The following is a 14,861-nucleotide window of genomic DNA, read 5'->3' as shown; positions in this document are numbered from 1 at the left end:
TTTCATCTATACGCGTCATAGCGTCGCGATATACCCCGTCTTCCGATGGGACTGGTAGAATCGCCGCCGGTTCACACGAGGTTTTTCCATGCACGATCCCCACAGCGAACGCATGAGTGGCAGCGAGACCCGCGCGGCGAGCGGTCTGGCCCTGGTGTTCGCCTTCCGTATGCTTGGCATGTTCATGGTGTTGCCGGTGCTGGCGACCTATGGCATGGATCTGGCGGGAGCGACCCCGGCCCTGATCGGGCTGGCGATTGGCGCTTACGGTCTGACCCAGGCAATTTTCCAGATCCCGTTCGGGATCATTTCCGACCGCATTGGCCGTCGACCGGTGATCTACCTCGGCCTGATCATCTTCGCCCTCGGCAGTGTGCTGGCTTCGCAGGCCGATTCGATCTGGGGCGTGATCGCCGGACGAATCCTGCAGGGCGCCGGGGCGATTTCTGCGGCGGTGATGGCGCTGCTTTCCGACCTGACCCGCGAACAACATCGAACCAAAGCCATGGCGATGATCGGCATGACCATCGGCCTGTCGTTCGCCGTGGCCATGGTTGTCGGCCCGTTGTTGACCAGTGCGTTCGGGCTGTCCGGGCTGTTCCTTGCCACTGGCGCCATGGCGCTGGTCGGCATTTTGATCATCATGTTCATGGTGCCGCAATCCACCGGGCCGTTGCAGCACCGGGAATCCGGCGTGGCGCGGCAGGCGCTGATGCCGACGCTCAAGCACCCGGACCTGCTGCGCCTGGATCTGGGCATCTTTGTGTTACATGCCATGTTGATGTCGAGCTTCGTGGCCTTGCCGCTGGCACTGGTGGAAAAAGCCGGCCTGCCCAAGGAACAGCACTGGTGGGTCTACCTCACCGCGCTGCTGATTTCTTTCTTCGCCATGATCCCGTTCATTATCTACGGCGAGAAGAAACGCAAAATGAAACGAGTTTTGCTCGGCGCCGTCATGACATTGATGCTGACTGAACTATTCTTCTGGCAGTACGGCGACAGCCTGCGTGCTCTGGTGATCGGCACGGTGGTGTTTTTCACCGCGTTCAATCTGCTCGAGGCATCGTTGCCGTCGCTGATCAGCAAGGTTTCACCGGCAGGCGGCAAGGGCACGGCCATGGGCGTGTACTCCACCAGCCAGTTCCTCGGTTCGGCACTCGGCGGGATACTCGGCGGCTGGTTGTTCCAGCATGGCGGTCTGTCGGTTGTGTTCCTCGGATGCGCCGCGCTGGCTGCACTTTGGCTGGCCTTTGCTGTTACCATGCGCGAACCTCCCTACGTGACGAGCCTGCGCTTGCCGTTGTCGCCCGAAGCGATCCGCGAAGCGGGTCTGGTCGAGCGCCTCAAGGCCCTGGTAGGGGTAACAGATGCAGTGATAGTCGGCGAAGAGGCGGCTGTTTACATCAAACTGGACAAAGAATTAGTGGATCGCACCACCCTCGAACGCCTGGTCAACAACCCGGCCGGGGCTGCGTGCGACGCTTAGGAGAACGTTATGGCCCGTGGGGTTAACAAAGTCATATTGGTCGGCACTTGCGGCCAGGATCCCGAAGTTCGCTACCTGCCTAACGGTAACGCCGTGACCAACCTGAGTCTGGCCACCAGCGAACAATGGACCGACAAGCAGACCGGTCAAAAGGTCGAAAAGACCGAGTGGCACCGTGTGTCGATGTTCGGCAAGGTGGCCGAGATCGCCGGTGAATACCTGCGCAAGGGTTCGCAGGTCTACATCGAAGGCAAGCTGCAGACCCGCGAGTGGGAAAAGGACGGCATCAAGCGTTACACCACTGAAATCGTGGTCGACATGCAAGGCACCATGCAACTGCTCGGCGGCCGTCCACAACAGGGCGACCAGCAAGGCGGCGGCAACAACTACCAGCAGCAGGCGCCACGTCAGCAAGCACCGCGCCCGCAGCAGTCGGCTCCGCAGCAGCGTTCGGCTCCGCCAGCGCCGCAGCAGGCCGCACCGCAACCGGCTCCGGATTTCGACAGCTTCGATGACGATATTCCGTTCTGATTTGCTGCTGTAACCGCTTTGAATGAAAAAGGCCCGTCGCTTAAACGACGGGCCTTTTTTTGCCACAAAATCAGCGGCGATCCCGAGAGCCTGTAGGAGCTGACGAGTGCATGGGGAATTGTTTCAGTCGAGGATCAGGTGGGGCAGGAAGCGACTTGAATCCTTGGTGATCAGACTATTGTCCTCGCGCACACCAATCCCTGCCGCCTCATCACCAATCACCCACGAGCCAATCAGCGTGTAGCTGTCGCCAAACTTCGGCAGCGGTGCGAACTCCTGCAAGATGAACGGCGCATCGGTGTAGGGCCCGTCCTCTTTGACGATCAGACCCTCCGCGGTTTGCAGCTCGATGTTGGCACCCTCGCGGGAAAAGTACGGTTTGCGCACCCAGCCTTTTGGCACCGCACTCTTCGGATTCGGATCAAGGTGCGCAGCGAGCAGATTCGGATGTCCCTTGTGCAATTCCCACAGCAGCGGCAGCGCACCTTTGTTGGACAGGATCGCCTTCCACGCCGGTTCGAAAAACTGCGTATCGCACTCGGCGATCGCGGCGCCGAACGGTTCGTGGAAGATGAATTCCCAGGCGTGCAGCTTGAACAGGTGCGGGATCCAGCGATCCTGCAGATCGACGAAACGACCCTCAGCCGTCAGGCCGATGTCTTCGATATCGATATGGCGTGATTCGATGCCGACCTTTTCCGCGATCAGCCGCAGGTAGTCGGTGGTGCCTTTGTCTTCGACCGAATCTTTCATCGAGGCAAAGTAAAACGGCCGCTTCAGCTGCAACTCGGCGAAGGCCTGATGCAGCTTGGTGTCGATGCTGTTGAACTGGTCAGCATGCGGCGGCAGCGTGCCACGCTCGATGCACTGTTCCAGCCAGCCCCACTGAAAGGCCGCCGCTTCATAGAGACTGGTCGGCGTGTCGTAGTTGAGCTCCAGCAGTTTCGCCGGCCCGTTGCCGCTGTAGGAAAAGTCCATGCGACCGTACAGATGCGGATGACCTTCACGCCAGGAGGTGCGGATCATGTCGTAGTACGTCGCCGGGATGCTGAGGCGATCGAGCAACTCCTCGCTGTTGACGACGCGATCAACCAGATCCATGCACATCTCGTGCAGTTCGGTGGTCGGATCTTCGAGATCGTTTTCGATCTGCGCGAGGCTGAACTGGTAGTAGGCGCTTTCGTCCCAGTACGGTTCGTCGTCGATAGTGTGGAACAGGAAACCGAGGCTTTCGGCGGTGTGTTTCCAGTCGGGGCGCTCGGCGCAGTGGATCTTTTTCATGTCAGCTGCTCGAGCGTCCGGAACTGCTGCCCCAGCCACCCCAACCGCTGCGGGCACTGGACTGGCTGCCGAAACCGCCGCGCGAAGTCGACGACGCAACATTCACCGGCTTGCTCTTGCTGCTCTCGTAATCCGACTGGCTGCGCGAGGTTGTGTCAGCTCGGCGGTACTGCGTTGAGGTGTTGTACGGCTGGCGCGTTTCGCGATCACGGTAAACGGTGCGTTCGGCGTTGTTGCTCATTGCGTTGCCGATCAGCCAACCGGTCAGCCAGCCATTGCCGCCACCACCTGAGCCACCGGAATAGTGCGAGCCGCCGTGGCTTGCGCTGCTGCTGGTGGTGGTGTCGCCCGCCGGCATTTGCGAATTGGCGATGGCATCGAGATCTTGCGGCGTCTCGGCATTGCCCGGCACTTTGAAGCCGCCGAGTTTCGGCACGAAACGGCCATCGGAATTTTTCTGACACCAGCCAGCGGCAAAGTCTGCGTCGCACTTGGCCTTGTCGGTGTAGGCCGGGGCGATGCGCCGGTGTTCGTTCAGGGCGGCGACGTAGGCGCTGGAGCAGAGATCGGCGGCCAATTCGGCGTCGACACACTGTTCAACGCTTTGGAAGTTGCGCGGCTGATCCAGCGCCGCTGCTTCACCGGAAATCGCCATCGCCACCGACGCGGCGAGGGACAACTGCACGTATTTGCTGCGTTTCATCGAGAGGCTTCCTGCCGGTCAGTGGGACGGGGTCATGCACGCGGCATTGAGCATGCCGACGCTGATCGCCACGGCCGCCACATAAATGCCGGCGGCGACTTCGCCGTTGGCGATGCGCTGGGAAGTGCCCTTGAGCACCAGCCCGGTAGCGACAAACGCCAGCAATTGCACGACGGCGGCGATAACCGCCCAGAGGACAAAGTCGAGCACGTTGACCGAGTAGGCGATCACGTTGCTCGCCGGAATGGCGAAACCGATGATCGCCCCGGACAGGGCAATGGCGGCGGCAGTGTTGCCGGCACGGATCAGTTCGAATTCCTTGTGCGCGGTAATGCGCGTGTAGACGAATTGAAACAGCATGAACAGCAACACGGCGCCGATCAGGTAGACGACAAAACCGACCAGCGCGGTTTTGTTCAGGGAAACGGCCAAGACTTCCAGCATGAAAAACTTCCTTTTTAAATGGCGCTCAAATCAGTCGTGTACAGCGAGATGCCCAGCGAGGTGCTCAGGCTGACGGTGCCTTCTTCGTCCTGTTCGACGGAGAACAGCAGCAGTTCGCGGCGATCGGTCAGGCCGGTGTCGCGGGCATACAGCATGGCGTGGTGCTTGATGGTGTAGGACTCGTCCGGGTTGACCACGTGTTCGGTCATTGGCACCAGTTCGGTCTGCTGCAGTTCGGTGCCCCATTCGCGGGTGTATTCAACACCGTCGTGGTGGTAGGTCGGCAGACCGATCAGGCTGTTGGGGCCGGCCAGACGCTGCAGTTCGGCGTCACTGTTGACCGTCACGTAGCTGAGGTAATTGAACAGGGTGACCGACTCGACCTGATCATCGCCGGTGACGTGGATCTGCACCCAGAAATCCTCGTCGTTCATGTAGTAGCGGTGCAGTTTGTTGGACTGGCCGAGGTCGACCCAGCCGGCGCTCCACACCGCTTGATCGAACGGCACTCGCACCGAGGTCGAACCTTCCAGCAGCAACGCCAGGGTCGTGTCGAAGCGCACGCCTTTGCCTTGTGCCATGCCCAGCGGGCCGCTGGCGCCGGTGCTCGTTGGCGCAGCGGTCTGCCAATTGCTGGTGCCGAGCAAGTCTTTAAACCATCCCATGGGTACGTTCCTTGAAGCGGGTGGAGGTGTTCGGGGGTGAAAAAGTGGCGGTAGTGTACCGGGCGAAGCGGTGAACGAGCAGAGGCAATTACGCCGTGAAACCATGTGGGAGCGAGCCTGCTCGCGAATGGGTTGTGTCAGTCACTCGATTATTTGACTGTCACGACGCTTTCGCGAGCAGGCTCGCTCCCACAAGTTACCGTTCAGTGATTACTGCGCGGACTTCTGCTTCAGCCGCTCAAGGATCGCATTGGCGCTGCCTTCGTTCGGCGTGATGCCGGCGTCGCGCAGTTTGCGTTCCAGGTCGTTGCCGGTAGAGGCGTCGGCCAGTTCGTCTGCGGCGTTCAGTTCGGCAGCGCGTTGCTGCTGCTTGGCTTGCAGGCGGTTCAGGGTGCCGACTGCGGTTTCCAGTTTGCCGTTGGCGCCGCCGCTGGCAATCGAGGCGCTGACCTGGGCTTTCTGCACGCTGTCGCGGGCCTTGGCCATGTCCACTTGCTGGCGCAGGCTCTTGATCCGCGATTCGGCTTTGCTGATGTCTTTGCGCATGTTGTCGGCGTAGGCGCCGAATTCATCGCTGAGTTTCTTCTCGGCAGCGAGGTCGTTGGTCAGGGTCGAAATCGCTTCGGCCACTTCCAGCGCCAGGTCTTCGCGGCCGGCATTCAACGCGGCCACGGCCTTGGCTTCGAGGTCCTTGATCTTGGCGTCGTACTCGCTGACGCGGTCGGCGGCCAGTTTGTGCTTGGCCATGATCGTCACCAGCTCGCGGCGGGCATTGGACAGCGCGGTGTCGGCGTCGCGGATTTCCTGATCGAGGATGCGCAGGGCCTGCTGATCGGCGATGGCTTCGCCGACTTCATTGGCGCCGCCGCGCAGTGCGGTGAACAACTTGCTCCAGATGGACTGAGTCATTGGATATTCCCTGTTGATTACTTGAAGAAGTGTTCGAAGGCTTCGCTGGCGCGCTGCACGTTGTCGACCAGGGTTTTCACCTCGGTGACCACGTTGGTCAGGCTCGAATCGGCGCTGAGGGCGCCGAACATGTTGTAGACGGTCTGCCCGTTGGGCATCGACTCGATCCCGATCGACGACAGCGGGAACATCTCGCGGCTGCGCAGCACGGCATCGTTGAACGCCTGGACGTTGCTGATCGAATCGATGTCCACCAGCACGGTGTCGACGATGATCTGCTGGCCGGCCAGGGCGATGTGAATCGGCAGGCCGCCGAATTCGTTCATTTCCAGCTTGATGCTCGGTTCGGAGCTCTGGATCAGGGACAGCGAAATCTCTTGGGAAGCCACCTCGTCCAGCGCCTTGAGGGCATTGAAGAGGCTGTCGATGGTCCAGTTGTTGCCTGCGCTCATGTATTTCTCCGACATGAAAGAGCCAGCCAGAATCGGTTGGCGTAGCTGTTGCTCCATTTGCTTGAGCAAGCTTCGGTTTTCCGGAAGCACCCAAGTTTCGTGTTTCACATAACCGGCGGCGGCCAGGCCTGCGCGCATCTGCTTCATGTAGAAGCTTGATGGTTTTTTCGCCGACGTGTTGCCGCGCTCGCCCTTGGAGCTGGCTGCGGCAGGCGTAGGAGTGCGGCTTGTCATGGCTGGAATCCGGTTATGAGCGTCTCACGCGTGGGCCACACTACAACTAATGCAAAGTGCCATCAATGACTCACGCGTGAGATTTTCATGACAGACGCAAAAAGGCCCGCAACGTGGCGGGCCAAGGGATTGCGCAGTTGTTGCTAGGCGTTGCTGCTCAGGAACTCGTCAGTGGATACCACGCTGGCGTAGGCAAAACCCAGCGCCGACATGAATGCTGCGTGCACATGGGCGGCCGGCACCGTCAGACCGTTGAATTCAAGGTCACGGCTGGCGCAGGCATCGTGAATCACCGTGACGACATACCCCATGTCCGCCGCCGCGCGGGTGATGCCATCGACGCACATATGGCTCATGCTGCCGACCACCACCAGGTCGGTGATGCCGTGTTCGTCTAGCACCGCTTGCAGTTCGGTTTCACGGAACGAGTTGACGAAATGCTTGAGCACCACCGGCTCGTCGGCGCGGTTGAGCACTTTCGGATGCAGTTTCGCGCCTTCGGAGCCGGGAGTGAAAAACGGCGCATCGTCGGAGGTGAATTCATGCCGAATGTGCACCACCGGATCGCCCGTTTCGCGAAAGGCTGCGATCAGCCGTGCGGCGTTGTCCGCAGCGGCGTCGGCGCCGACCAGCGGCCACTTGCCTTGGGGGAAGTAGTCGTTCTGGATATCGACTACGATGAGCGCTTGCTTGGTCATGGGATTGTCCTCGAGACGGTGATTGGGTGTGGCCTCAGTATTGACGCTGGCCGAGGATTCGAGGATTGGCCGCACCGACAATAGACGGGGGAAAACTGACAATGGCTGCACAAAGAGCCGCCACCGCTGAACTGGGCGTGCTGATTTATCCCGGCGCGCAACTGGCGGCGGTGCACGGTCTGACCGATCTGTTCGCCGTGGCCAACCGCATCGCCGTCGAGTATCAGGCTGTGCAATTGCCCTTGCTGCGGGTCAGTCACTGGCAGGTCGAGGGCGAGCAGCTGCCGACGCGGGTCTATGACAGTCATCCGGGTGCCGAAGACGCTTTGCTCGCCGTACTGATTCCACCGTCCCTCGGCGGGTTTGATGCGGCACAGATGACCGCGAGTCTGACGCAATGGCTGCGCGATCAGCATGCGCGCGGCGCAACCCTTGGTGGTGTTTGTGTGGGCTCGTTGATGCTCGCCGAAAGCGGCTTGCTCGACGGTCGCAGCGCCACCACCCACTGGACCTCGGCCCAGGCGTTTGCCGAGCGTTACCCGAAGATCAAACTGAAGGCCGACACGCCGATTGTCGACGACGGTGACCTGATCACCACGGCGGGGCTGATGGCCTGGTCGGAACTGGGACTGCGCCTGGTCGATCGCTTGCTCGGCCCGAGCATCGCCACCGCGACCGCGCGTTTTCTGGTGATGGAACACAGCGACAGCGCCAGTGAATGCGGGAGCAATTTCGCGCCGATCCTCAGCCATGGCGACGCGTCGATTCTCAAGGTCCAGCACTGGCTGCAAAGCACCGGGGCGACGGAGGTTTCGCTGAACGCGATGGCCGAGCGCGCGGGCCTTGAAGAGCGCACTTTCCTGCGCCGATTCCGCGCCGCGACAGGCTTGAAACCGACCGAATATTGCCAGCACCTGCGGGTTGGCAAAGCGCGAGAAATGCTCGAGTTCACCAATGGCACGATCGACCACATTGCCTGGACGGTGGGCTATCAGGATCCGAGCGCGTTTCGCGCGATTTTCAAGAAGATTACCGGGTTGGGGCCGAGTGAGTACCGGGGGCGGTTTGGTGTGAACCCCGCTCCCAGAACGACGATGAACTAATGTGGGAGCGAGCCTGCTCGAAGGCGCTGGATCTACAGAATTGTAGACGGCTGACACTACGCTTTCGCGAGCAGGCTCGCTCCCACAATGATCGCGGCGAGGATGAGAGATCGTGCAATTTGCCGGAGTTTTGCGCGCCGTCGTGCAGTTTGAAACAGGCTTCATGCCAGCACAGTCACGGCAAACTCCCGATTATCGGGCGGTTCGGCGGGATCGTTGTTTGGCCTGATCTCTGCAATTTCCTTTGAGAACCCATCGACTGATAAAAGGGGAACGCATGACCCCGACACCCAGCAAGAAAATTGTCGTTGCCCATTCGGTGCGTGCCGAGGCGCCGCAACATGAAGTCGAGACCAACAAGGCCCTGGCGCGCTGGCTGGCGCAGATTCTCGGTTGCAAATTCGGCGGCAGCTACGATCCGGCCAAGCATCAAGACCGTGATCTGTATCTGCTGCCGACACAGACCATCGTCGGCGCCGCCCACGCGCAAGCGCTCGGCATCAACGGCCCCGATGACTTGTGGGGCGGTTACGTCGAATACGATTTCATCTGCACCAAAGCCATCAGCCACGGCTTGCGCAGCCATCTGGCGCACGCGCCGCAGGGCTGGTCGCCGCTGTTCTCGGAGCGGGTGCGCAACGTCGTGCTCGACGGTCTCAGCGTATTTGCCCTGGAAGATGCTCGGCCCGCCGCCGAACATTTGCTGTACGCCGGGCCGATTCGCTTGAAGCCGGTTCACGCTTGCGCCGGTCGCGGTCAGGAAGTGATCAAAAGCCTCGACGCGTTCGATGAGATCCTCGCGCGGCCCGAGGCGCAAAATCTGTTCAAGGACGGCGTAGTGCTGGAGCAGGACTTGAGCGACGTCGTCACCCACAGCGTCGGCCAGTCGTTCATCGGCGGCAAAGTGTTGAGCTACTGCGGTGAGCAATACTTGACCGAGGACGGCCAGGGCGAAGAGGTCTACGGCGGTTCGAATCTGCTGGTGGTGCAGGGCGGCTATGACCAATTGCTCGCGCTGGATCTGCCTGACGATGTGCGTCTGGCCATTGAGCAGGCACAGGTCTTCGACAGCGCCGCCAACGAAGCCTACCCGCGCTTCTTCGCCTCGCGGCGCAATTACGATATCGCCCAGGGCCTCGACGCCAGCGGTAACCCGCGCAGCGGCGTGCTCGAACAATCCTGGCGCATGGGCGGTGCCAGCAGCGCCGAAGTGGCGGCGCTGCAAAGCTTCGTCAACGATCCACAGATGCGCGCGATTCGCGTGTCGTCGGTGGAAACCTACACCGATCAGGCGCTGCCGGCCGACGCCATCGAGGTCTATCGCGGTCCGGCTGAAAACAGCGCGTTTCTTCTCAAATATGTGACGGTCCAATCCTATGACGGCTAGAAGCGAAAGCATTCAAATCGACATTGATGACGAACAGATGAGCGGGACTTTTCTCAGTCCCAAATCGAAAGTCCCGGGGGTGTTGTTTGTTCACGGTTGGGGCGGCAGTCAGGAACGTGATCTGGAACGGGCCAAAGGCATCGCCGGCCTGGGTTGCGTTTGCCTGACCTTCGACCTGCGCGGGCACACCGGCGGCACCGGAATTCCGCTGACCCGGGTGACCCGTGAAGACAATCTGCGTGACTTGCTGGCGGCCTATGATCGCCTGTTGGCGCACCCGGCGCTGGATACCTCGGCGATCGCCGTGGTCGGCACCAGTTATGGCGGTTATCTTGCCTCGATCCTGACGTCATTGCGCCCGGTGCGCTGGCTGGCGCTGCGCGTGCCGGCGCTGTACCGCGACGAGCAATGGCACACGCCCAAGCGCGATCTGGACAAGGCCGACCTGCGCGATTATCGCGGCACGCTGGTGCGCGCCGACAGCAATCGCGCCCTGCATGCCTGCTCGCAATTCACGGGTGACGTGCTGTTGGTGGAATCGGAAACCGACGATTTCGTGCCCCACGCGACGATCATGAGTTACCGCGCCGCGTGTCAGCAGACCCACTCGTTGACCCACCGGATCATCGATGGCGCGGATCACGCATTGAGTGACCCGGTTTCGCAGCAGGCCTACACCTCGATTCTGGTGGACTGGATTACCGAGATGGTGGTGGGGGAGCGGTTGAGCATTATCCAGTCCAGATAATGTTTCGCATGTACCGGCCCCTTCGCGAGCAGGCTCGCTCCCACAGTTTGTGGGAGCGAGCCTGCTCGCGAAGGGGCCATCAGCAGCAATGCACGGTCAGGACGGTTTCTTTTCGATCCGCAACGCCTTGGCCTTGGCTTCCACCACCAGATACATCACCACCGTAATCAACAGCGGCAACAGAAAGTAAATCGCCCGATACGCCAGCAATCCCGCGACCAGACTGCCGCGCGATGCCTCGTGCTGCAGCAGCGCCACGAACACTGCCTCAAGCACACCCAGCCCCGCCGGAATGTGCGTGATGACCCCGGCAATCGCGCTGATCAACAGCACCCCAAGCACCAGCGGATAATCCAGTTTGCTTGGCAGCAGAGTGAAGATCACCGCCGCCATCAGCGACCAGTTCAACGCGCCCAAGAGCAATTGCAGCACCGCCATGCGCAGCGACGGCAGGTTGATTTCCACGCCGCGAATCGACCACTCGCGGCGCTTGGAAAACTGACACGCCGCCAGATAGCCGGCGCTGACCAGCAGCAATAACACACCGACCAGTTGCAAGGCCGAACTGCTGAGTTTCCACCCCGGCGGCATACTCACCAGACCGCTGCTGAACACTACGCCAGCGATGGTCATGTAGCCGAACCAGTTGGTCGCCAGGCTCAGGCCAAGAATCTTGGCAATGTTGCCTTTGCTTACGCCCAGCCGCGAATACAGGCGATAGCGCATGGCGATGCCGCCGACCCAGGCGCTGAGATTGAGGTTGAAGGCGTAGCTGATGATGCCCACCGGCAGGATCTGCTTCCAGGTCAGATCCTGACGAATGTAAGTGCGGCCGATCAGGTCGAAACTGGCGTACACCAGAAAGCTCAGCAGGGTCAGGCTGGCGGCGATGATCAGCGTGCGCACCTTGAAATCGGCAAGGGTCTCCAGCACCTCGGCCCATTCGATGCGGGTGGCGAACATCGTCAGCAGGACGATCAGCGCGAGGAAAAACAGGATGGTCAGCGGGCGTTTCCAGCGGCTCCATTTTGACGGCGCCGCTTGTGCCGAATGGCTATCGGAGTGCACTTCGGAATGACTCATGGACGCGCACCTCGGAAAGGCTTCAGACGCGGTTTATGCGCCGGCAGCCAACCGGCCATGGCCGGGAAGTGCCGCAGGAAGTGGAACACCAGAAAGCCTACGGTCATGTGCCAGATGCGCCCGCGCGGCAACAGCTTGGCGTCCATGGCTTTGCAGTGGTTCTGGCTGAGGTCTTCGAGGCGTTCGTACAAGTGCTGATTGAACGCGCGGTCGCGGATCAGCACGTTGGCTTCCAGATTCAGCGACAGGCTCAGCGGGTCGAGATTGCTCGAGCCCACGGTGCTCCAGTCATCGTCGACCAGCGCGACCTTGCCGTGCAGCGGGCGCTGGCAGTATTCGTGAATCTGCACGCCGGCACGCAGCAGGTAATCGTAGGTCATGCGCGCCGCCAGTTTGGCTACGAGCATGTCCGGCTGGCCCTGCAGGATCAGCCGCACCTCGACGCCACGGCGGGCGGCGTTGCGGATTTCGCGCAGCAAACGGTAGCCGGGAAAGAAGTAGGCGTTGGCGATGATCACCCGGCGCTTGGCCTTGCGCAGCACCTGCAAATACACGTCTTCGATATCGGTGTTGTGTTGATCGTTATCGCGGAACACCAGGCGCACCTGACCGTCGTGATCGGTGAAGGCCATTTCCTCCAGACGCTGGCGCCGGCGCTGCCACCAGAACCGCGCGCGTCCGGGACGACCGCTTTGCAGCAGGGCGAAGTGATGGATATCGGCGACCACCGGGCCCTGGATCTCCACCGAATAATCCTGCTTGGCTTCAGGGCCGAAGTCGGCCAGGTGATCGCCGGAAAAGTTGATCCCGCCGATGAACGCGATCAAGCCGTCGACCACCACGATCTTGCGGTGCAAGCGGCGGAACCAGTTGGTGCGGATGCCGAGGTGCTTTGGCGCCGGATCGAAGATTTGCAGATGCACGCCGGCATCGCTCAAGGCCGACAGATAGCCGGTGCTCAGCTCGCCACAGCCGAAGCCGTCGAGGCTGACCGTGGTGCGCACGCCACGCTGGGCGGCTTCGATGAGGATTTGCTGCAACTCGGCGCCGACCTTGTCTTCGAAAACGATGAAGGTCTCCAGCAGGATCTCGCTCTTGGCTGCGCGCATCGCTTCGAACACGCGGGGGAAATATTCCTCGCCGTTCTCCAGCAGCTCTACGCGGTTGTTGCTGTGCCATTGATACTCGACGTCAACGTGGCCGGGCTCGCGCACGGGCGGGTTCAACGGGACCGGGTCGACGGCAGATTTTTCCAGTGGCGCACTGTTCATAGTTCAATCTCCACCGATAACGGTGCGTGGTCGGAAAGGTGCGACCAGGGCCGGTTGGTCAAAACTTTCGGCCGGCTGGCCTTGAGGTTGCGTACGTAGATACGGTCGAGTCGTAGCGCTGGCAGACGCGCGGGAAAACTGCGCGCGGGCTTGCCGTACTGCTCGGCGAACACTTCGCGCAGGCCACAGGGCTTGAGCTGTGCATCGGCGCGCTGGCGCCAGTCATTGAAATCACCGGCGACGATCACCGGGGCATCGGCGGGCAGTTCGGCGAGGCGTTGCAGCAGCAGATCCAGCTGTGCGTTGCGATGGCTTTCGCGCAGGCCCAGATGCACGCAGATCGCGTGCACTTCGGTGCCGTCGCCAGGCAGGCGCAGCACGCAATGCAACAGGCCACGGTTTTCATGGCCGCTGATCGACACGTCGAGGTTGTCGTGGCGGATGATCTGGAATTTCGACAGCAGCGCATTGCCGTGATCGCCCGCCGGATACACCGCGTTGCGCCCGTAAGCGAATTGCGGCCAGAGGCTGTCGGCGAGGAATTCGTATTGCGGCATCGTCGGCCAGTTGTCGTAGCGTTTCGGATGCTGCTCGTGCGTGCCGTGCACTTCCTGCAGAAACACCACGTCGGCGGCGACGCTGCGCACCGCTTCACGCAGCTCCGGCAGAATGAAGCGCCGGTTCAGCGCGGTGAAGCCCTTGTGGGTGTTGACGGTCAGTACGGTGAAGGTGCGCACCGAGGGCGCGACCACGGAGCCTTCGTCGGTGAAACCGACCGGTTCGGGAATACTCATGACAGAACTCCTTCTGCGGCAACTTGCCCGGGAGTCGTGGCCAGCTCTTTATCGAGGTCGAAGCGCTGCAAGAGGTTGCGTGCGTCGTAGGGCGCGCGGACTTTTATGTCGTTGTCGAAGTAGCAGAACACTTCGCGGGATTTGCGCGCGCGGGGTTTCAGGCGTGGCGCTATCAGGTGGGCGTCCTCTGGCTGTTTACCGTGATGCCAGGCGTCGATGCGCTCGGCCCAGCGCTTGAGCGCTTGTTCGGAATAACCGCTGGCGTAGAGCTCTTCGGCGCCGTGCAGGCGCAGATAGACGAAGTCGCTGGTGAGGTCTTCGCGGTACGGCCATTTTCCGGCGGTATCGGCGACCACCAGTGCCACGTTATGGCGCTTGAGCAGGCGTACGAACTCCGGGTCGATGAAACTTTCATGGCGGATTTCCACGGCATGGCGCAGTGGCTTCTTGCGCCAGGCTTTGACGCTGGCGTGGCCGGGCAAATGTGAATCATGTTGGCGGGCGAGGGCGGCTGCGGCTTGGGTATCGTGGGGCAGCTGCGCGAGAAACTGGGTGAAGCGCTCGGCATCGAACTTGAAGTTCGGCGGAAACTGCCAGAGGATCGGCCCGAGTTTTTCCTTCAGTTCCAGCACGCCCGAGGCAAAGAAATTCGCCAGCGGCTTTTCGATTTCGCGCAAACGGCGCACGTGGGTGATGAAGCGCGGCGCCTTGACGCTGAAGACGAAGTCATCAGGGGTTTCGGCGTACCACTGGGCGTAACGTTCAGGGCGTTGCAGGGCGTAGAACGATCCATTGATTTCGATGCTGTTGACCGCGCGGGAGGCGAACTGCAATTCGCGCTTCTGCGCCAGTCCCTTCGGGTAGAAATCCCCGCGCCACGGGGCGTAGCGCCAGCCTGAAATACCGATGTGAATCGTCGCCATCCCATCCTCCCGTAGAAAGTCCTCGTGTTGCCGATGTTCTGTGATGACTGCGGCGGGGGCGGGAAAGTTTCGGTGGTGTTACGGACGGTCGCGGGTGAAGCGAAGATCAAGAGCTTTCCCCCTCACCCCAACCCTCTCCTCCAAAGGGG

16 protein-coding genes are annotated in these 14,861 nt (G+C 61.1%); 5 read left to right on the top strand and 11 right to left on the bottom strand.

Annotation, left to right across the window (positions count from 1 at the left end; translation table 11 throughout):
- Positions 1–88 precede the first annotated feature (88 nt).
- Positions 89–1,486 (top strand): MFS transporter, encoded by a 1,398-nt coding sequence (locus PspCFBP13508_RS22210; RefSeq protein ID WP_137215707.1) that lies wholly within the window; start codon positions 89–91, stop codon positions 1,484–1,486.
- A 9-nt stretch (positions 1,487–1,495) separates the two neighbouring features.
- Complete coding sequence (locus PspCFBP13508_RS22205) at positions 1,496–2,017, top strand: single-stranded DNA-binding protein (protein WP_042610650.1); 522 nt, start codon at positions 1,496–1,498, stop codon at positions 2,015–2,017.
- A gap of 123 nt (positions 2,018–2,140) precedes the next feature.
- Here PspCFBP13508_RS22205 and PspCFBP13508_RS22200 read toward each other — a convergent pair whose 3' ends face one another.
- The 7 genes from PspCFBP13508_RS22200 to PspCFBP13508_RS22170 all read right to left on the bottom strand — a co-directional run bounded on the left by PspCFBP13508_RS22200 (position 2,141) and on the right by PspCFBP13508_RS22170 (position 7,403).
- Positions 2,141–3,298 (bottom strand): glutathionylspermidine synthase family protein, encoded by a 1,158-nt coding sequence (locus PspCFBP13508_RS22200; protein ID WP_137215706.1) that lies wholly within the window; start codon positions 3,296–3,298, stop codon positions 2,141–2,143.
- Between the two features lies 1 nt (position 3,299).
- A complete protein-coding gene (locus PspCFBP13508_RS22195; RefSeq protein ID WP_110646974.1) occupies positions 3,300–4,001 on the bottom strand; it encodes a DUF1190 domain-containing protein in 702 nt (233 codons plus the stop codon).
- Between the two features lie 18 nt (positions 4,002–4,019).
- Positions 4,020–4,445, bottom strand: coding sequence for a DUF350 domain-containing protein (locus PspCFBP13508_RS22190; RefSeq protein ID WP_016772952.1), 426 nt, complete (start codon positions 4,443–4,445; stop codon positions 4,020–4,022).
- Between the two features lie 14 nt (positions 4,446–4,459).
- Entirely contained in the window at positions 4,460–5,110 is a 651-nt protein-coding gene (locus tag PspCFBP13508_RS22185) for a DUF2491 family protein (RefSeq protein ID WP_137215705.1), read from the bottom strand.
- Between the two features lie 210 nt (positions 5,111–5,320).
- Positions 5,321–6,019 carry a PspA/IM30 family protein gene (locus PspCFBP13508_RS22180; RefSeq protein WP_016772954.1) on the bottom strand — a complete coding sequence of 233 codons (699 nt, stop codon included), beginning with the start codon at positions 6,017–6,019 and terminating at the stop codon, positions 5,321–5,323.
- A 17-nt stretch (positions 6,020–6,036) separates the two neighbouring features.
- Positions 6,037–6,705: a YjfI family protein gene (locus tag PspCFBP13508_RS22175; protein WP_137215704.1), complete on the bottom strand. Its 669-nt coding sequence runs from the start codon at positions 6,703–6,705 to the stop codon at positions 6,037–6,039.
- A gap of 143 nt (positions 6,706–6,848) precedes the next feature.
- Entirely contained in the window at positions 6,849–7,403 is a 555-nt protein-coding gene (locus PspCFBP13508_RS22170) for a cysteine hydrolase family protein (protein WP_137215703.1), read from the bottom strand.
- A gap of 101 nt (positions 7,404–7,504) precedes the next feature.
- Here PspCFBP13508_RS22170 and PspCFBP13508_RS22165 point away from each other — a divergent pair, with 101 nt between their 5' ends.
- The 3 genes from PspCFBP13508_RS22165 (at position 7,505) to PspCFBP13508_RS22155 (ending at position 10,641) form a co-directional block, all read left to right on the top strand.
- The gene (locus tag PspCFBP13508_RS22165; RefSeq protein ID WP_137215702.1) at positions 7,505–8,506 is read left to right on the top strand and encodes a GlxA family transcriptional regulator; all 1,002 of its coding nucleotides are present in this window, start codon (positions 7,505–7,507) and stop codon (positions 8,504–8,506) included.
- Between the two features lie 277 nt (positions 8,507–8,783).
- Positions 8,784–9,893: a DUF3182 family protein gene (locus tag PspCFBP13508_RS22160; RefSeq protein WP_137215701.1), complete on the top strand. Its 1,110-nt coding sequence runs from the start codon at positions 8,784–8,786 to the stop codon at positions 9,891–9,893.
- Entirely contained in the window at positions 9,883–10,641 is a 759-nt protein-coding gene (locus PspCFBP13508_RS22155) for an alpha/beta fold hydrolase (protein WP_016772959.1), read from the top strand. Before PspCFBP13508_RS22160 ends, PspCFBP13508_RS22155 begins: the two co-directional genes overlap by 11 nt.
- A 96-nt stretch (positions 10,642–10,737) precedes the next feature.
- Here PspCFBP13508_RS22155 and PspCFBP13508_RS22150 read toward each other — a convergent pair whose 3' ends face one another.
- From PspCFBP13508_RS22150 to PspCFBP13508_RS22135, 4 genes are read right to left on the bottom strand one after another with little or no spacing between them, the layout of a single operon-like run.
- Positions 10,738–11,724, bottom strand: a complete 987-nt coding sequence (locus PspCFBP13508_RS22150) for a lysylphosphatidylglycerol synthase domain-containing protein (RefSeq protein ID WP_125925902.1) — start codon at positions 11,722–11,724, stop codon at positions 10,738–10,740.
- Positions 11,721–12,995, bottom strand: a complete 1,275-nt coding sequence (gene clsB / locus PspCFBP13508_RS22145) for a cardiolipin synthase ClsB (protein WP_016772961.1) — start codon at positions 12,993–12,995, stop codon at positions 11,721–11,723. The genes PspCFBP13508_RS22150 and clsB overlap by 4 nt, the downstream gene beginning before the upstream one ends.
- Positions 12,992–13,789: an endonuclease/exonuclease/phosphatase family protein gene (locus PspCFBP13508_RS22140; protein ID WP_130912274.1), complete on the bottom strand. Its 798-nt coding sequence runs from the start codon at positions 13,787–13,789 to the stop codon at positions 12,992–12,994. Before PspCFBP13508_RS22140 ends, clsB begins: the two co-directional genes overlap by 4 nt.
- Entirely contained in the window at positions 13,786–14,712 is a 927-nt protein-coding gene (locus tag PspCFBP13508_RS22135) for a DUF72 domain-containing protein (protein WP_137215700.1), read from the bottom strand. Before PspCFBP13508_RS22135 ends, PspCFBP13508_RS22140 begins: the two co-directional genes overlap by 4 nt.
- Positions 14,713–14,861 lie beyond the last annotated feature (149 nt).

The sequence above is a fragment of the Pseudomonas sp. CFBP13508 genome (assembly GCF_005233515.1).
In the GTDB taxonomy this organism is placed as follows: Bacteria; Pseudomonadota; Gammaproteobacteria; order Pseudomonadales; family Pseudomonadaceae; genus Aquipseudomonas; species Aquipseudomonas mercuritolerans.
Note: the sequence above shows the minus strand (reverse complement) of the source record. Positions and strands in the feature narration are given on the sequence as shown.